Genomic DNA, 16682 nt, shown 5'->3' on the forward strand with positions numbered 1-16682 from the left:
AGACACCTGTATTTTCCTACGCAGGCCTGTCCAATTTTTGGGAATCCTCTTTCTTTCTTGCCTGTCCTTGTGCATACCCTATGTCCAAGGACATCCAATTGTGGATTTGCAAAGCCCACAATCTTTTATTGCCTCCCCTTCAGGGGAATTTTATTTCATTGCTAACGCCAATGGAGAACCAGGTAAACGGGATAATAATGGATTTATTTCGAAATTAAACATCGACGGAGAACCTATTGACCTCCACTTTATTCATGGAGGAAGCCGAGGCACCGAACTTCATTCCCCCAATGGCATGGCCATGGTAGGGAAAATGCTCTATGTTGCGGACCTTGATACCATTCGCGGATTCGACAGCGAGACCGGACAATCTATCCTGGCTTTATCGTTGAGCCATTTTCATGTCACGGAATTGACCGACCTCATCGCGGACGGAGCCGGACAACTGTTCGCCTTGGACACCGAAGGCAATGCCATTTACCAAATCGACACCACACAGGATCATGTGGTGTCCCTCTATTTACAGAGCGACAAACTCGGTTCCCCTCGTGGGTTAGCGATTCAACCAAAATCGGGACGTCTTGTCGTAGTTAGCCTTGATGAGGGCACGGTGTTGGACATTGCTCAAGACCATTCGATCAGCGAAATCATTTCTAATTCATTTTTTACCGGCAGGTTTCAACATCTCAGTGGGGTAGACTTCGACCGATTTGGCAACATGTACCTCTCTGATTTAACCGCGGGAAAAATTTGGCGCGTGCAGCCCAATAAGAAAATGCAAGTGATTGCCGAATTCCTCATCTCTCCCACTAGCGTAAGAATTGATCGAAAGAAACACATGATCCTCGTGCCCTATCTTTATGCCAATGGGGCAGAGATGAACGGACTCGAACGCCCTAGCAATGCCGAAGGCGGCACGAAAAAGAAAAAGCGAACGCTGTCAGATTATGGCCTTGGCCTGTTGGGAGGAGATACCCCCAAAAAATGAGCAAATGCATTTACTGTCATGAGCGGAAAGGGAAACGGCCCTGTCCCGCGCTGAACGGTTCGATTTGCAGCCAATGCTGTGGAACCCACCGAATGAGCAGTATCCAATGTCATACAGATTGCGTCTATCTGGATGCCAATGTCGAATATCAACAAAAACGGGTTGGAGATTTTTTCGATCAGGGCCGTCGGGCACTCTATCGGGAATTACTTGAGAAATGGGGTGATAAGGCTGCAGAAGTATTTTATTTTTTGGAGGCTGTCACCTTTAAACATTTTCATTCTCGACGCGATGGACAGGACGGGGAAGTGATTGCTGCCATTCAATCTTTGCGACGCACCTTTAGCCCGATTCAAATTCCCGAAGGTATGGCTCCGGCATTCACGGAAGCCCTCAAGAAAGAATACGAGGCCTTTATGAAAGGTGAAAAAATCGATAATGACCTTGTTGGAGAAGTGTTGGACCGTGGGCTGATCTTTATTACCGAGTTTTCAGGCCCAGGCCTCCGGTCAAATCGATTCTTAAACGGATTGACCGGCTATCTCAAAAGTTACTATCCAGAAGTCGCGGAACAACTCATTAAACTCAGCGAAACCGGCGGCGGGATTATCATCCCCAGTGGCGCCAATATGGGGGATTTTTCCAAACAATGATGCGTAAGGCGTAATCCGTAAAATAGGAGCTTCCACGGATCACACCTTAACTCTCACACATCTCAAACCTTCTATTCCATCACTTCGACTGTAATTTCAATCCGCTCTAACGGCATATCGCGGCGATCCCGTGGCTGGCTGACGATTTTATCCGCCACTTCAATCCCTTTGACCACTTCACCAAACACGGTGTACTGGCCATCTAAGTGAGGCGATTTGGCTACCATGATAAAAAATTGTGAACCAGCGCTATTAGGATCAGCTGTCCGGGCTGCTGATAAAATCCCTCGCTCGTGCGGAATTTTATTAAACTCCGCAGGAACCGTGTATCCCGGCCCGCCAGTCCCATACTCATTTCGTCTACCAGGATCTTTGGTATTCGGATCGCCTCCCTGAATCATAAAACCTGGAATAACCCGATGAAATATCGTGCCATTATAAAATCCTTTTTTTGCCAAGGTCAGAAAACTCTCCACATGTTTCGGAGCGAGTTCTGGGAAAAAGACGATTTCCATTTCACCAAATTTTGTTTTGAGCAGAACACGAGGGGCCTTCCCTTTTTCTTCAGCGACAGGCAACACCTTTGGCCCGTTCGCCCATGCTTGTCCGCTCCCGAGAAGTACCAAAATTCCTAATACTAGGATCGATAAAATCACTCGAACCACTGAACCAGACTTCCGCATTCTTAACCCTCCTTGCCTATGTTTGCCAATTGGCGATGTTCCCAACAGTCGATTATACCATGAGAAAGGGCCCCTCTTCAGCGCCCCCCTGGTTCTTCTGAGCATAGGCAGACTTCGCTGCCTCTTGCTCTGCCACCTTCTTGCTATGCCCAATACCCCGCCCTTGTATCTTACCTTGAATGCTCACTTCAACTTCAAAGACCTTTTGATGATCAGGCCCCGATTCCCGAATAAGCCGATATTCAGGAATCACCGAAAATTTTCTTTGGCACCATTCTTGAAGCTGGCTTTTATAATCCTGTCGACTTGCGGAAAGATTGGTCACATCCAAGGCCTGCAGATGTTCCTCTAACGCCATCAGCACAAACCCACGAGCAGGATCCAAACCTCCATCCAAATAGATGGCAGCAAGCACGGCTTCAAACGCATTGGCTAACAGTGAACTTTTGGTACGACCTTGTGTTTGCTCCTCCCCTCGTCCCACACGAAGCAAGGAACCAAGTTGCAGACGACGCGCGGCTTGCGCCAATGAGGATTGACGAACCAAATGCGCCCGAGTCTGTGAAAGATCTCCTTCCGATAGTTCGGGATACGTTCGAGCCAAATATTCACTAATGATCAAGTCCAGCACGGCATCGCCAAGAAATTCCAGCCGTTCATTATCCTTTAAAGATTCATTCGGTTTTCCCTGAATATGCGATTTATGAGTCAGCGCTTCTTCGAGCAATTCCGGTTGCGTAAAGAAATATTGAATAGTCTGTTGCGCCTCTTTAATCATGGACATGGCCGGAATGAACCTAAAGATTATCGACGAGGAAAGCCAACAGGCCGAATCGACCACCTGCGAGTATTACTGTGGAAGGTGACATAGGCACTGGGAAGAAGAGGGCGAATTACAATTGTTTCATCACAAGACATGCATTGACGCCCCCAAAACCAAAGGCATTGGAAATGGCGGCCTTGATGGCGACAGGCCTGGGCTTGGCAGGAATATAATCGAGGTCGCATTCGGGATCGGAATGTTCTAAATTGATGGTCGGTGGGAGCATTCCATGGTGCAAGGCCAAGGTCGTAAACACCGCTTCAATCCCTCCGGCCGCGCCCAGTAAATGTCCAGTCATCGATTTCGTTGAACTCACTGGAACCTGGTATGCGTGCGTACCAAACACGGTTTTAATGACCTGGGTTTCAATTTTATCGGCAAAGGTAGAAGTCGCATGGGCGTTAATATAGCCAATGTCCGACTTGTCCACCCCTGCATCCACAATAGCTTTTTCCATACATTTTACGGCACCCGCACCATCATCTGGAGGGGCGGTGATATGATACGCATCGCTCGTCATGGCATATCCGGCCAACTCACCATAAATTCGAACACCTCGACGCTGCGCATGTTCGAGTTCTTCAAGCACCAACACGCCAGCACCTTCACCGATGACGAATCCATCACGTTCACGATCAAATGGCCGACTCGCTCGTTGAGGATCATCATTGCGGCGAGACAATGCCTTTGCAGCGGCAAATCCTGCAAGCGCGAGCGGACTAATCGTCGATTCTGCGCCTCCGGCAAGCATCACATCCGCTTCACCTCGCTGGATAATTCGAAAGGCGTCCCCCAAACAATGATTGCCCGTCGCGCAAGCCGTCACCGCACAAGAGTTGGGACCCTGGGCCCCAAATCGAATAGCCACTTGCCCCGAAGCTAAATTAATAATGACCATCGGGATAAAAAAAGGAGACACCCGGCTGGGCCCCTTTTCTTTCAGGACTTCGTGATAATGCTCAATAGCTGGAAGGCCACCGATTCCGGCCCCGATATACACGCCCACTCGGTCAGCATTATCTGGCGTGATTTTCAATTCCGCATCATCCACCGCTTCCTGGCTGGCCGCCACGGCATAGTGGATGAAGGTATCCATTTTTTTGATTTCTTTTTTGTCGATATAGTCGCCAGGGTTAAAGTCTTTCACTTCCCCAGCGATTTGGCAGGCATAGTCCGAAGCGTCAAATCGCGTAATGTTTGTAATGCCCGATTTCCCAGCAACCAGGCTCTCCCAGGTTTTTTCCACACCAATCCCCAGTGGCGTCACCACGCCCACACCCGTGATCACCACTCGGCGTCGGTTTTGATCAACCATGACTTACACTGCGCGTTTAAGTTTTTTCTTTGATATAGTCAATGGCTTGTGAAACTTTTTGGATTTTTTCCGCATCCTCATCCGGAATTTCCACATCAAATTCTTCTTCGAGCGCCATCACCAGCTCTACCGTATCTAACGAATCCGCGCCAAGATCTTCGACAAATGAGGCTTCAGGCACGACTTCATCTTCTTCCACGCCCAACTGTTCTGCAATGATTTTTTTTACCTTGTCTTCTACCGCCATCGAAATTGATACCTCCTGTTTTAGTTTCATCATCCGTAAGGCGTGAATACGTCTTTCAATTTTTCATGTCCCGAGTCACGGTTCACGGATTACGCCATATGCATCCCGCCATTGACATGCAACACTTGTCCCGTGATATACCCCGCCGCATCTGATGCCAAAAATTTCACGGCTTCGGCAATGTCACGGGCCTCTCCCAAACGACCCAAAGGAATTTGTTTAGACAACATCTCTCTGACATCTTGCCCCAAGGCTTGCGTCATTGCAGTATCAATAAACCCTGGAGCCACAGCATTCACGGTAATATTCCGACTCGCATACTCCCGGGCAATGGTCTTTGTCAACCCAATAACCGCAGCTTTTGAGGCCGCATAATTGGCTTGCCCAGCATTTCCCATCACCCCAACGACTGAAGCCATGTTAATAATTCGACCATACCGCTGTTTGGACATGGGACCGAGAGCGGCTTTCGTACAATAAAACGTCCCCGTCAAGTTGACTTGTATTACCGCGTTCCAATCCTCATCCTTCATGCGCACCACGAGTCCATCACGAGTGATACCGGCATTATTCACAAATATATCAATGCGGCCCCACTCCTTGACCACTTGATCCACCAACGCCTTCACATCATCCCATTGCCCGACATTGGTCGATACCGCCATGGCCTGTCGATGATGCTTCTTTACCTGATCGACGGTTTCCTGACAACGCTCAGCATCGAGATCCGCCACCACCACATCAGCGCCCGCTTGAGCCAACAATTCTGCAATGGCCTGTCCAATGCCTTGAGCAGCTCCCGTCACCACGGCTTTTTTCCCTTCAAGCACATTCGCCTCGCATTGTTCTGTTCAAATTAAAAAAGATATCAACCTAACGTGAGCTATGCGACTTTCTTAAGGATAGACAATGTCGTTTCTAGGGATTCGGGATCATGCACGTTACACAATGTGGCTTCCGGTAAAATCCTTTTCACCAGACCGGTTAAAACCGTGCCTGGCCCAATCTCGACGAATATAGTAACGCCCATTTCCCCCATGACGCGAATGGATTGCTCCCAAAGCACGGACGAAGGCAACTGACGAATCAGCGACTCTCGAATTTCCCCGGCCGAAGTTAATGCCTTCGCATCGGCATTATTAATCAGTGGAACCTGTAAATCGGATATGGCCGCCGATTCAACAAAGGAGGATAATCGATCAGCCGCAGGCTTCATCAATGCCGTATGCACCGGCACACTCACCGGCAGCGGCATAGCCCGGCGACATCCCTTTGCCTTGGCGATTTCGATGGCCCGCTCCACCGCGGCTTTTTCTCCCGCAATGACCACCTGACCTGGGGCATTAAAATTCGCAGCAGACACGACTCCTGCCGTTTGCGCCTCTCGACAGGCTTCCTTCACCACTTCGGGTGTAAGCCCCAACACCGCCGCCACAAGCCCACTGCCTGGAGACACGGCTTCCGCCATAAACGTCGCCCGCTTATGAACAAGTTGCACCGCTTCCTCAAATTCAAGGCCACCAGCCGCCACCACGGCCGAATATTCTCCTAAGCTATGACCGGCAACCGCCACTGGGGTGAGACTCATATCCAGCGCTCGTAGAGCCACGACACTGGTCACCAATAAAGCCGGTTGAGTGAATTCGGTTTTATTCAGCTGTTCTGCGGGGCCTTCAAAACACAAGCCCGCGAGATCAAAACCCAAAATCTTACTGGCGTCATCATACAGCTGTCGAAGATCAGGACGACCCTCAACCAACGCCTGCCCCATACCGACCGATTGCGATCCCTGACCCGGAAAAATGAAACCAACGTTGTCAGACATAGGGGCTAAGGTATGAGTGAATCTGTTGTCAAAGTCAACGGGAAATTAAACAATGATCTGAAAAACTTTTTTATCTCAAACAGGTAGTCAAAATGGTTATCCAGACCTGTCCTGAGTGAGCCGAAGGAAAGGCCGACCTGCCTGCGAGAAGCCCCTACGGCAGAGGTAGGGAACACTGCTGGCAAGTATTTTGCTCACCTGTTAATCAACGATAAATTCTCCACCATCCACACACAAGACATTTCCTGTCACCCACTGCGCTTTGGGGTGACTCAGCAGCCCAATGGCTTCCGCCACATCTTTTGTGGTGGTTAAACGTCCTGCAGGATTCTTGCGCTGAGCCCAAGCCAACATTTCATCCGACCCTGGGATTTTTCGTAATGCGGGCGTATCGGTCACACCAGCCATGATCGCATTGGCAGTAATCCCCAATGGCCCCAGTTCGAGTGTCAGTTGCCGGATATGAGATTCTAACGCAGCTTTGGCCGCAGATACCGCGCCATAGGTCTTCCACACTCTGGCGCCACCTGCACTCGTCATAGCAAAAATGCGTCCGCCTTGTCCCAAGAGACCGGCTGCCACAAGATCTTGCGTCCAATACACTAAACTATTGGCCATCACATCCAAGGTCATGTCAATCTGGGCCTTGTTCACCGCATTGGCACTCGCTTGGGCAATATAGGGCTTTAAGGTGCCAAACGCTAACGAATGGAGGAGCACTCGAACGGTTTTGATCTTCCCACTCTTGAGATGAGCTTGAATGGCATCTACCACTTCTTTTCTTTTTTCAGCATCGGCGGCATTCACATTCCAGAAGATGGCCTCTCGACCGAGTTTCTTAATCTCCCCGGCAATTCGTTCTGCATTGGGAAGCGTGGTTTTTCGATCGAGGTGAACGCCAAAAATATTCATCCCCAACCCCGCCAACTCTAGGGCAACGGCCTCGCCAAATCCGCTGGAGGCACCTAAGATGACGGCCCATTCACCCTCTAATGGTCGATCCTGTGTTCCCATCTTCTATCCTTTCTTCACTCTTTGAGGACGTTTGTGCGTGCTGTTTGCTGTGAGGTGGCCAGATTCAGAGCTTACCAGCGAATGACTCCGGAAGCCCATGTAAGTCCTGCTCCAAACGCGGCAAGAACTATTAAACATCCGGGTCGTATTTGTCCAGCCCTGACCGCCTCATCTAATGCCAGTGGAATCGAAGCCGCTGAGGTATTGCCAAACCGATCCAAATTCAGAATGACCTGCTCCATAGATAAACCCAGCCGTTGAGCCACGGCTTTGAGAATGCGAATGTTGGCCTGGTGAGGTAGTAAGAAATCAACATCCGACACCTTCATATTTTGAGCATCTAAGGCCTCTCGCACCGCATCTTCCATGGTTTTCACGGCGATTTTAAATGTTTCATTGCCCCGCATTTTGACATATTGTAGTCGCTCAGCCAGCATGGATTCCGAAACAGGATAGGTAGAGCCCCCGCCTGGCACACATATGAGATCGGATAACCGGCCATCGGCATGCAAGTGAACCGAGAGTAGGCCTCGATCCTCCTCCGTCGGGCCCAAGACTGCGGCTCCAGCGCCATCTCCAAACAGCACACAGGTATTTCGATCCGTCCAGTCCGTAATCGAGGACATCACCTCAGAACCAATCACCAGGACATGGCGATACACACCTGACCGAATGTACGCATCGGCTACAGATAAGGCATACACAAACCCGCAACATGCAGCCGAAATATCCAAGGCAGCTGCGGAAGTGGCGCCTAGACGGTATTGGATCAAAGATGCAGTGGAAGGGAGAGGAGAATCTCCGGTACAGGTGGCAAGAACTATCAGGTCGAGATCGTCAGCTTGAAGATGGGCAGCCTGTAAGGCTAACTGGGCGGCTTGGATGCCTAGGTCTGAACAGGCTTCACCAGGTGCGGCTTTCCGACGCTCACGGATCCCTGTGCGTTCAACGATCCAGGAATCCGACGTTTCTACCAACCCCTCAAGATCAACATTCGTCAGGACCTGTTTCGGAACATAGGCACCTGTTCCTAGAATGTGACTTCGCATTCTTAAGCCATCTGCGGGTCCGTAGGGGTCATTAAACTCTCCGCAATGTCTCGCTGAATGAGGTCGATCAGCCTTCCTTTGGCTAACGCCTCCGCACGAAGGATCGCATTCTTGATCGCCTTTGCCGATGATCGGCCATGGCAAATCATACTAATGCCATTCACCCCCAACAATGGTGCGCCACCGAACTCCGCGTAATCGGTTCGACGACGCAACCGCATGAGGGGTCCAGTAATAAAGAGGAAGGACAGTCTTCCCAGGCGAGAAGCCATCACTTCACGCATAAGCATTTTTTTCATGGCATCAGCGAGACCCTCAGATATTTTTAATGAGACATTGCCAAGAAACCCATCACAAACAATGACATCGGCATTTCCACTATACACTTCGCGTCCCTCAAGATTCCCGATAAAATTCAGGGGACTTTCTCGAAGCAGACGAAACGCTTCCTTTGTCATGTCATTGCCTTTGGTATCTTCTTCTCCAATACTTAGTAACCCAACACGAGGGTTGGCCTTCCCAAGCAGATGCTTGCCATATTCATGGCCCATGATTCCAAACTGATAGAGTTGCCTAGCGGTGCAATCCACGGTTGCCCCCACATCCAACATGACAGCAGTACCTTGAAGAGTAGGTAACATGGCACAGATGGCTGGACGTTCTACGCCTTTGATCATGCCAAGTTGAAAAAAAGCCGAAACCATCGTGGCTCCGGTATTTCCCGCACTGACCACCCCATCGGCGGCCCCATCTTTGACCATTTTCGTGGCTACCCAAATCGAGGAATCCCGTTTTTTCCTTGCCACTTGAGCTGGCGATTCATGCATTTCCACCGTTTGAGAAGCGTGCTGGATGGTCAAACGCGAATCCGTCCACTTTAGGCGATCCAATTCTGCACGAATCGGATCTTCCTGCCCGACCAGGATCAACTCGGCATCGAGTTCTTTTAAGGCCTGCATGGAACCTTCGACGATGGGAGAAAGACCGTGATCTCCGCCCATCGCATCGATTGCAATTTTCATGGATCTAACGTGGTGACCCTATGAGGGTTGAGGAAGGGGGTCTTAGCCCTCTTCAACGGCAATGATGGCTACTTTTTTGTAGTAACCACAAGAGAGGCAGGTACGATGGGGCAACATACGTTCATGGCACTGGGCACAGATTGAAAAACTCGGTGGCACCAGTTTTTTATGAGTCCGCCGTTTATCCCGTCGCGCCTTGGAATGTTTGTGTTTCGGATTCGCCATAATATTCCCTCAAAGGTTCGTCTGCTAAGTACTGATGAAGGTTGCTAAGAAAGCACGAAACTAATTTTGTATTTTTTTTGAAAACTCCAGTTTATCGCGCAATATGGCAAAGGGTGATGCAGGTTTCACATCTTCACATTCGCAAGGTTGCTGGTTACGATTCTGACCGCAAACCTGACAAAGCCCCAGACAGCTATCTTTACATAATGGCTGAATAGGAATCGATAAGATTACCTGCTCCCTCAGCATCTCGGCTAAATTGAAAGAATGATCCAGGATAGGGAAATAATCAGCCTCTTCCCCTTTGTCTTCTGAGTCTTCTTGCCTCGACCGTGAATGTTTATCCTTAGTCGAAGAAGCGTCTTTCCCACGATAATAGGCTGAGATGGGAATACGAAATTTCCGATCAAAAATCCCTAAACACCTGACGCATTCTAAAATCAATACCCCCTTGAGATCACCTGTCACCCACGCTTCATGTTCCTCGGCGTGGATGTGGCCGGTAAATTCCAGATCCCCCTGAAACTTGGGATCTCCCTCTTCAAAGTCCAGATCTATGCGCGAGATATCTCGGACATAGTCAAGCCCTTCAGGGGGAATATCATGAAGACGAATATCAAGCGAGGTCATCGTCTCTTTCTCCTCGCTACCCGATACAGATTTCTTCACCCTAACGTGCCACTTGGTAAAGAAGAATCCCAGAAAGACCGAAGTCCCCAGGGGCCCCACCAAATTTCCTGAGAACGTTAACGCTCTTCAGCAAATGCTAAAAGGGCGATACTTCTGGCACGTTTAATGGCAATGGTCAGCTTCCGTTGATGGCGCATACAATTTCCTGATGTCCGTCTTGGAATGATTCGACCCCGCTCCGTCAGAAAATTTCTCAGTAACGGCACATCTTTAAAATCAAGAGGGGTTTTCTCAATACAAAATCGGCACACACGACGCCGTTGAAACAACCTCCCACCACGTTCTGCGTTTTGTTCTCCAACCATGTTAAAAAGATATCTCCTCAGGAAGGTTACGCATAATCTCCACCGTCATAGGAATGATCGGCGGTATAATCTTCTTCTGCTCCGCCCATATCAGCACTCGTTCCTGGTCGCTTGGGCAGAAAGGTCACTGACTGCGCCACGACTTCATGCTTACTCCGTCGCTGCCCATCATCGGTTTCCCATCGGCGCTGCTGAAGCCGCCCATCGATAATCGCCCCATCTCCCTTACTCAAATATTGGCCGCAATGTTCGGCTTGCTTTCCAAAGACGACAATATCGACGTAACAGACTTCTTCTTTTTGATCATCCGCCTGCTTGAAACGCCGATTGACGGCTAAACCGAAATTCGCAACGGGAGTACCACTTGGTGTGTATCGGAGTTCAGGGTTTCGAGTTAGATTTCCAATCAGGATAACTTTGTTAAACCCCACCACTGTCAGACTCCACGGTTTTTACCGCTTCTTCCTTGGGTTTCAGGTCTTCTTCCTCGACCCTCACGGTCAAAAATTTCATCACAGAATCTTCTAAGCGATACAGCCGTTCTAATTCGCCCACGACATTTCCACTTGCCTCAAATTGAAAAAGGGAATAGGTACCTCGCCGGTCATGGCCAACTTCATAGGCTAATTTTTTCTTTCCCCAATTGTCTGCCTTGATAATTGAAGCCCCCAGCTTTTCCAAGGCCCCTTTCAATTTTTCCTGAATGGCCACCGCTTCGGCTTCCGCAAGCGACGATCTCAAAATGAAAATTGACTCATAAAACGCCATGTATCACCCTCATTTCCTAACAAAGACCTACAGTTGTCCCCTCACCGAATACGGTTTGTCCACAAGGGAACGGAAACTAGCATAGGCCAGAAAGGCCTGTCAAACAATAGAAAATTGCAAAATTGGCGTTGGTATTGGCTTCCCTGGGCCACCACAAGAACGTGAATAGGAAAGGGGTCCTTTCAAGCTCCACGTCACTTTCTTTGGATCCAAGGATTCGAATTATTCCGGCTCTCGTTGATTAAATCGATTCATGGTTGCGGCTCCACCGTCCACCACTAAACTGTGCAGAGCTTGAATGGACCGATTAATGAGGGTGTCCATAGTGGGCAACTCTGAATCCTTAAAAGGCGCGAGAACAAAATCGGCAGTCTCTTGCCCAGGTTCGGGACGACCGATTCCCACTTTTAAACGAAAAAAATTTTCAGTTTGTAAATGCATGATGATGGACTTTAGTCCCCTGTGGCCGCCTGTTCCACCACCAAATTTTACACGCAATCGCCCGAATGGCAAATCTAAATCATCATGCACAACGATCAAATGGTCGCTATCGATTTCAAACGTTCTCACTAGCGGCTCAACAATTTCTCCGCTAAGATTCATCCAGGTCAAGGGCAAAGCGAGGACCACTGGCTGCCCCTCTAAACGACCTTGTCCGAGGTAGGCAGTAGATGAGGGAGAGAGGTCAAGAGACCATTGCGAAGCGGCCATGGCAACCACATTCCAACCGATATTATGCCTTGTATCGGCATAGGTGGAACCTTGGTTCCCAAGGCCAACGATCACATGCAAGGGTTACTTTTTCGGTTCACCGGCCTTGGCTGCAGCCGGTGCAGCTTCAGCCTTGGCTTTATCTCCAGGAGCAGCCTCAGTTGGCGCAGCCGCAGGAGCTTCACTTGGCTCACCAGCCAACATCGCCGCCAATTTTTCATCGGAAATCTGAGCGGCCACGTTCACCACCATATCACCAGGATCATCGAGAATTTTTATCCCGGGTCCAGGCTGCACGTCCCGCACGTGAATCCCATCGCCGAGCCCCAATTCCGATGCGTCAATATCGATCTGGTCGGGAAGGGCATTAGGCAAACATTCGATATGAAATTCGCGCATATGCTGGTGCAACACACCTTTGTCGACTTTGACTCCAACGGGCACACTTCCCGTGATATGAACTTGAACTTTGACCCGCACGGTCTTCTTCATATCGACTTCAAACAAATCCACATGGAGCACCAAGCCGGTGATAGGATCGACCTGATGATCCTGAATTACAACGGTTTTCTCGGTCTCTCCTGTACCATCAGAGATGCGGAGCGAAACCAAGCCCGTACTACCTGCTTGGGCCATGAGAATTTTAGCCACGGCAGATGGGTCCATTTCCAGTAATTGTGATTTCCCTCGACCATATACGACGGCCGGGATTTTCCCGTTCCGCCGAATTTGACGGGCGACTCCCTTCCCAGATTCTTTTCGCGCGGTTGCTTCAGCAGAAAACTTCATACGATTCCCTCACCCTAAAATATGAATGCTTCAATCTTTGAGAGGCAGTACTCTCCACAATCACTATTTGACCCTGTCTTTATAAAGACAACGAAGAACCGCTTACTTTACATGTCTCTGATCTGAAAGAAAAGGGGGGCTAGTCAAATAATGAGGTAACGGATTGTTCTTCGTGGATTCGCTTAATGGCCTCCCCTAGAAGCGGAGCCACAGAAAGGACCTTGATTTTTGAACATAATTCGTCTTTGCCCTGCAAAGGAATAGAATTCGTGGCGACGACTTGTGTTAAGCAGGACTTCTCGATTCGTTCGAGGGCGGGCCCGGATAGGACCGCATGAGTACAAACCGCCCACACTTTCGAGGCCCCATTGTCGGCACAGGCCTTCGCTGTTTCAACTATAGTACCGGCCGTGTCAATCATGTCATCTAGAAGCAGGACATGACGACCCTTAACATCACCAATAATATTCATCACTTTCGCCTGGTTGGGACCTTCTCGCCGCTTATCGATAATCGCCAGATTGGCATCCAAACGTTTGGCGAATCCGCGAGCCCGCTCTACCCCGCCTGCATCGGGAGAGACCACAACTATGTCTCCAAAATCACATTTTTTGACATAATCCAACAACACCGGTCTTGCGTATAAATGATCCACAGGAATATTAAAAAATCCCTGAATTGGACCTGCATGCAAATCCATGGTTAGGACACGATGGGCCCCGGCTGTGGTAATCAAATCCGCCATTAACTTGGCGCTGATGGGTACCCGTGGCTGATCTTTCCGATCCTGTCTGGCATAGCCGAAATACGGAATCACCGCCGTAATGCGATAAGCCGAGGACCGTTTTAGGGCATCTAAGATAATCAGCAACTCCATGATGGAGTTGTTTACAGGCTGACAACACGACTGAATCACAAACAAGTCCCCACCTCGGACGTTTTCCTCAACTTTCACCCGGATTTCACCATCACTGAAGGTCGACACCACCGCACGGGACAGAGGGACTCCCAAAAACTTACTAATTTCTTCCACAAGGGCAGGATTCGAGTTTCCGGAAAACAGTTTCAGGTCGCCAGCCATGAGAAATATTCCATTATATATATAAGGTGAAAAGAGAGGAGAAACACACAAGAAAACTGCAGAGCTTTTTATGCCATCCACATAAGGTTGTCAACAATTGCTGACGTGAAGCGAAGCTCGTCAAGCGGGAGGCGTAAGAAAACTGGCGTTATGTATTCCCACTTATGGGCGCCACAATACGCATCACATTTTACGAACAAACCATTATAAGAACTTCATTCATTGCTGTTTTTCTCCCAGCAACCCCTGTTCCATTGTAGGCCCGAGCAGCACTCGATACCCTGAGCTCTTTACAAGGACCTCTTTGGCTTGTATGGCACGAGCCTCATCCTGAAACACACCAAACATCGTCGCGCCACTGCCGGAAAGCAAGGCGCTTTCCGCTCCCAACTCCACCAGATTTTTTTTGATGTCGGCGAGGACCGGATAGTCGCGAAATAGAACAGCTTCAAAATCGTTTTCTAACTGTGCTGACAGGTGCTCCCAGGAAAGAGACGAGGCCTGTTCGAACTCAATAAGATGATCCGATAACAATGGAACCTCCGACCTTCCCTCATCCAACCGTTTGTAGGCTTGCCCCGTATTGATAGGAAATCCGGGATTGACCAACAGTATCCACCGGGCATTATGAAAAGTCTTCGGGATAATTTGTTCGCCCCACCCGCGAATGATCGCCGTCGGCCCTTCGATAAAAAATGGCACATCACTGCCCAATGTTTGCCCTAGTTTGGCCATATCGCTCCGTGACCAACCTAACGCCAAAAGATGATTGAGACCCATAATCGTCGCCGCTGCATCGCTGCTCCCACCACCAAGTCCTGCCGCCACTGGAATGTGCTTCTTCAAAGTCATTGACACGCCCACCCTAGCGCTCGATTGCCGCAACACCACATCAGCAGCGCGATACACAAGATTATCCGTAATTTCCGAAACGGAACGATCAGAGCACTCCAATCGAATACCCACAAAAGAATCGTCAACGTGAATCGTCAACTCATCCGTCACTCCAATTGTTTGCATCAAAGACCATAACCCGTGATACCCCTTAGGTAGCAGATCAAAGATTTTCAGGATAAGATTCACTTTGGCAGGTGGGTACAACACCAGGCGACGAGAGAGATTCTTCATGAAGGATTCCTACTCACACACATCATTAGGTATAAAAAGGACTGATCCCCAAGAAACTAGCCAATGACCGAGGCCATATTAAAAATCGGAAGATACATCGCCATCACAATAAACCCAATGCCGATTCCTAACACGACGATAATGAGTGGTTCAATGAGTGCGGTTAGCGACACAATATCCCGATTGACCTCTTGTTCATACAAATCCGCAACTTTTTCCAAAGTTGAGTCCAGGGATCCTGTCGACTCTCCAACACGCACCATTTCGGTGACAAACGGAGGAAATACCCCGCTCGCCAACAGAGGATCGGCCAAGGAATGTCCTTCGCCCACACTTCGTTGAGCTTCGCCTAGCGCATGCTCCAACCGACGCAATCCAGAAGTTCGTCCGGCAAGGGTCAGACCTTCTAATATGGGCACGCCACTTTTCAACAGTCCGCTTAACGTGCGAGCGAAATGCACCACTGAGGTTTTTAACCACACCGTCCCCATCAACGGGATCTTCAACAACAGACGTTCTCGAAAAGTTTGGCCCCATTCTGAACGCAACAGTCTTTTCATCAAAAACCCCACGCCCACCCCCAATGAAAGGAGAAATAAAATATACGAATTCATAAATGCACTCACTTGAAGGACCCACTTGGTTGGCCAAGGCAACGCATCTCCCAAATCCGTGAAAAGGGGGCCGAACATTGGGATGACCCACATTACCAAAACGGCGAGCACAGAAAGTGCCACCACCAACACGACGCAGGGATAAGCCAAGGCGGCTCGGACCTGATGGGTCAGCTTCAATCGTTTTTCTAAAGAGTCGGCCAATCGCTGCAGGGTCACATCGAGCATTCCACTGGCCTCCCCGGCCTCCACCATGCCGACATACCAAGGAGAAAACACTTGAGGATGCGCTCGCAATGATGCCCCCAATGAATTGCCGGATTGTACTTGCTGCGCTACATGATTGAGAGTCTCTTGCAACGTCTGGTCAGTGCTATGCCGAGCCACGGTCTGCAACCCTTGCAAAAGGGGAACACCAGCTTTCACCATGGTCGCTAATTGCAAGGTCAACACCACCAAGGCACGGGGCTTTACTCGCAGGCTCGTTAACGAAAAAAGGGACAACGAAATGGGTGCAGGTTTCTCGCGAATCGAAGTCGCGAGAATTTCCTGTTTTCGCAAGAGGCGAGAAGCCTCCCGCGAATCCTTTGCAGTAATTTCTCCACGGCGGCGGCGCCCTTGTCGAGATTGTCCATGATAGAGGAAGACAGGCATAGCTCCTAAAGAAAAAACGTTGTTCGTATCTGGTAAAGCGTATCTCGTAAAAAAACGAGATGCGAGAGGCAACCAACGAAATACAGGGTTTTTAGCAC

At 49.5% G+C, this 16682-nt stretch carries 21 protein-coding genes; 2 read left to right on the top strand and 19 right to left on the bottom strand.

Annotated features, from left to right (window positions below; all coding sequences use genetic code 11):
• Positions 1 to 100: 100 nt before the first annotated feature.
• Together PPG34_RS08165 and PPG34_RS08170 are read left to right on the top strand one after the other, a co-directional pair.
• Positions 101 to 988, top strand: a complete 888-nt coding sequence (locus tag PPG34_RS08165) for an NHL repeat-containing protein (protein ID WP_313832707.1) — start codon at positions 101 to 103, stop codon at positions 986 to 988.
• Positions 985 to 1641, top strand: a complete 657-nt coding sequence (locus tag PPG34_RS08170; RefSeq protein ID WP_313832708.1) for a hypothetical protein — start codon at positions 985 to 987, stop codon at positions 1639 to 1641. The genes PPG34_RS08165 and PPG34_RS08170 overlap by 4 nt, the downstream gene beginning before the upstream one ends.
• 71 nt (positions 1642 to 1712) lie before the next feature.
• On the opposite strand, the gene PPG34_RS08175 is transcribed toward PPG34_RS08170, so the two are convergent.
• The 19 genes from PPG34_RS08175 to PPG34_RS08265 form a co-directional block, all read right to left on the bottom strand.
• On the bottom strand, positions 1713 to 2324 hold the full coding sequence (locus PPG34_RS08175) for a peptidylprolyl isomerase (protein ID WP_313832709.1): 612 nt from the start codon (positions 2322 to 2324) through the stop codon (positions 1713 to 1715).
• Positions 2325 to 2376: 52 nt separating this feature from the next.
• Entirely contained in the window at positions 2377 to 3108 is a 732-nt protein-coding gene (gene rnc / locus PPG34_RS08180; RefSeq protein ID WP_313832710.1) for a ribonuclease III, read from the bottom strand.
• Positions 3109 to 3217: 109 nt separating this feature from the next.
• Positions 3218 to 4462: a beta-ketoacyl-ACP synthase II gene (gene fabF, locus PPG34_RS08185; RefSeq protein WP_313832711.1), complete on the bottom strand. Its 1245-nt coding sequence runs from the start codon at positions 4460 to 4462 to the stop codon at positions 3218 to 3220.
• A 16-nt stretch (positions 4463 to 4478) separates the two neighbouring features.
• On the bottom strand, positions 4479 to 4709 hold the full coding sequence (gene acpP, locus PPG34_RS08190) for an acyl carrier protein (protein ID WP_313832712.1): 231 nt from the start codon (positions 4707 to 4709) through the stop codon (positions 4479 to 4481).
• Positions 4710 to 4798: 89 nt separating this feature from the next.
• The gene (gene fabG / locus PPG34_RS08195) at positions 4799 to 5539 is read right to left on the bottom strand and encodes a 3-oxoacyl-[acyl-carrier-protein] reductase (RefSeq protein WP_313832713.1); all 741 of its coding nucleotides are present in this window, start codon (positions 5537 to 5539) and stop codon (positions 4799 to 4801) included.
• Between the two features lie 53 nt (positions 5540 to 5592).
• On the bottom strand, positions 5593 to 6534 hold the full coding sequence (gene fabD, locus PPG34_RS08200; protein WP_313832714.1) for an ACP S-malonyltransferase: 942 nt from the start codon (positions 6532 to 6534) through the stop codon (positions 5593 to 5595).
• A 201-nt stretch (positions 6535 to 6735) separates the two neighbouring features.
• Complete coding sequence (locus PPG34_RS08205) at positions 6736 to 7548, bottom strand: enoyl-ACP reductase FabI (protein WP_313832715.1); 813 nt, start codon at positions 7546 to 7548, stop codon at positions 6736 to 6738.
• Positions 7549 to 7619: 71 nt separating this feature from the next.
• A complete protein-coding gene (locus PPG34_RS08210; RefSeq protein ID WP_313832716.1) occupies positions 7620 to 8597 on the bottom strand; it encodes a beta-ketoacyl-ACP synthase III in 978 nt (325 codons plus the stop codon).
• A 2-nt stretch (positions 8598 to 8599) separates the two neighbouring features.
• Positions 8600 to 9619: a phosphate acyltransferase PlsX gene (gene plsX, locus PPG34_RS08215; protein ID WP_313832717.1), complete on the bottom strand. Its 1020-nt coding sequence runs from the start codon at positions 9617 to 9619 to the stop codon at positions 8600 to 8602.
• A 42-nt stretch (positions 9620 to 9661) separates the two neighbouring features.
• Entirely contained in the window at positions 9662 to 9844 is a 183-nt protein-coding gene (rpmF, locus tag PPG34_RS08220; RefSeq protein WP_313832718.1) for a 50S ribosomal protein L32, read from the bottom strand.
• Between the two features lie 60 nt (positions 9845 to 9904).
• On the bottom strand, positions 9905 to 10474 hold the full coding sequence (locus PPG34_RS08225) for a YceD family protein (protein ID WP_313832719.1): 570 nt from the start codon (positions 10472 to 10474) through the stop codon (positions 9905 to 9907).
• 116 nt (positions 10475 to 10590) lie between these two features.
• Entirely contained in the window at positions 10591 to 10839 is a 249-nt protein-coding gene (gene rpsR, locus PPG34_RS08230) for a 30S ribosomal protein S18 (protein WP_313832720.1), read from the bottom strand.
• Between the two features lie 26 nt (positions 10840 to 10865).
• Positions 10866 to 11273 carry a single-stranded DNA-binding protein gene (locus tag PPG34_RS08235; protein ID WP_313832721.1) on the bottom strand — a complete coding sequence of 136 codons (408 nt, stop codon included), beginning with the start codon at positions 11271 to 11273 and terminating at the stop codon, positions 10866 to 10868.
• Positions 11260 to 11607, bottom strand: a complete 348-nt coding sequence (gene rpsF, locus PPG34_RS08240; RefSeq protein ID WP_313832722.1) for a 30S ribosomal protein S6 — start codon at positions 11605 to 11607, stop codon at positions 11260 to 11262. Before rpsF ends, PPG34_RS08235 begins: the two co-directional genes overlap by 14 nt.
• Positions 11608 to 11829: 222 nt before the next feature.
• Positions 11830 to 12393, bottom strand: coding sequence for an aminoacyl-tRNA hydrolase (pth, locus tag PPG34_RS08245; protein ID WP_313834277.1), 564 nt, complete (start codon positions 12391 to 12393; stop codon positions 11830 to 11832).
• Positions 12394 to 12402: 9 nt separating this feature from the next.
• Entirely contained in the window at positions 12403 to 13107 is a 705-nt protein-coding gene (locus PPG34_RS08250; RefSeq protein ID WP_313832723.1) for a 50S ribosomal protein L25, read from the bottom strand.
• A gap of 139 nt (positions 13108 to 13246) precedes the next feature.
• Complete coding sequence (locus tag PPG34_RS08255; protein WP_313832725.1) at positions 13247 to 14188, bottom strand: ribose-phosphate diphosphokinase; 942 nt, start codon at positions 14186 to 14188, stop codon at positions 13247 to 13249.
• A 219-nt stretch (positions 14189 to 14407) separates the two neighbouring features.
• Entirely contained in the window at positions 14408 to 15316 is a 909-nt protein-coding gene (ispE, locus tag PPG34_RS08260) for a 4-(cytidine 5'-diphospho)-2-C-methyl-D-erythritol kinase (RefSeq protein ID WP_313832726.1), read from the bottom strand.
• A 56-nt stretch (positions 15317 to 15372) separates the two neighbouring features.
• Positions 15373 to 16584, bottom strand: coding sequence for a type II secretion system F family protein (locus PPG34_RS08265; RefSeq protein ID WP_313832727.1), 1212 nt, complete (start codon positions 16582 to 16584; stop codon positions 15373 to 15375).
• Positions 16585 to 16682 lie beyond the last annotated feature (98 nt).

The sequence above is a fragment of the Candidatus Nitronereus thalassa genome (genome assembly GCF_032191465.1).
Taxonomy (GTDB): domain Bacteria; phylum Nitrospirota; class Nitrospiria; order Nitrospirales; family UBA8639; genus Nitronereus; species Nitronereus thalassa.

Bases quoted from the DNA above. Each gene is read 5' to 3' on its own strand.
- fabD (WP_313832714.1), bottom strand. From the start codon at position 6,534: ATGTCTGACAACGTTGGTTTCATTTTTCCGGGTCAGGGATCGCAATCG.
- rpsF (WP_313832722.1), bottom strand. From the start codon at position 11,607: ATGGCGTTTTATGAGTCAATTTTCATTTTGAGATCGTCGCTTGCGGAA.
- PPG34_RS08255 (WP_313832725.1), bottom strand. From the start codon at position 14,188: ATGGCTGGCGACCTGAAACTGTTTTCCGGAAACTCGAATCCTGCCCTT.
- rpmF (WP_313832718.1), bottom strand. From the start codon at position 9,844: ATGGCGAATCCGAAACACAAACATTCCAAGGCGCGACGGGATAAACGG.
- rpsR (WP_313832720.1), bottom strand. From the start codon at position 10,839: ATGGTTGGAGAACAAAACGCAGAACGTGGTGGGAGGTTGTTTCAACGG.
- PPG34_RS08170 (WP_313832708.1), top strand. From the start codon at position 985: ATGAGCAAATGCATTTACTGTCATGAGCGGAAAGGGAAACGGCCCTGT.
- PPG34_RS08265 (WP_313832727.1), bottom strand. From the start codon at position 16,584: ATGCCTGTCTTCCTCTATCATGGACAATCTCGACAAGGGCGCCGCCGC.
- PPG34_RS08225 (WP_313832719.1), bottom strand. From the start codon at position 10,474: ATGACCTCGCTTGATATTCGTCTTCATGATATTCCCCCTGAAGGGCTT.
- plsX (WP_313832717.1), bottom strand. From the start codon at position 9,619: ATGAAAATTGCAATCGATGCGATGGGCGGAGATCACGGTCTTTCTCCC.
- PPG34_RS08210 (WP_313832716.1), bottom strand. From the start codon at position 8,597: ATGCGAAGTCACATTCTAGGAACAGGTGCCTATGTTCCGAAACAGGTC.
- PPG34_RS08205 (WP_313832715.1), bottom strand. From the start codon at position 7,548: ATGGGAACACAGGATCGACCATTAGAGGGTGAATGGGCCGTCATCTTA.
- acpP (WP_313832712.1), bottom strand. From the start codon at position 4,709: ATGGCGGTAGAAGACAAGGTAAAAAAAATCATTGCAGAACAGTTGGGC.
- PPG34_RS08250 (WP_313832723.1), bottom strand. From the start codon at position 13,107: ATGAAGTTTTCTGCTGAAGCAACCGCGCGAAAAGAATCTGGGAAGGGA.
- fabF (WP_313832711.1), bottom strand. From the start codon at position 4,462: ATGGTTGATCAAAACCGACGCCGAGTGGTGATCACGGGTGTGGGCGTG.
- ispE (WP_313832726.1), bottom strand. From the start codon at position 15,316: ATGAAGAATCTCTCTCGTCGCCTGGTGTTGTACCCACCTGCCAAAGTG.
- rnc (WP_313832710.1), bottom strand. From the start codon at position 3,108: ATGTCCATGATTAAAGAGGCGCAACAGACTATTCAATATTTCTTTACG.
- PPG34_RS08175 (WP_313832709.1), bottom strand. From the start codon at position 2,324: ATGCGGAAGTCTGGTTCAGTGGTTCGAGTGATTTTATCGATCCTAGTA.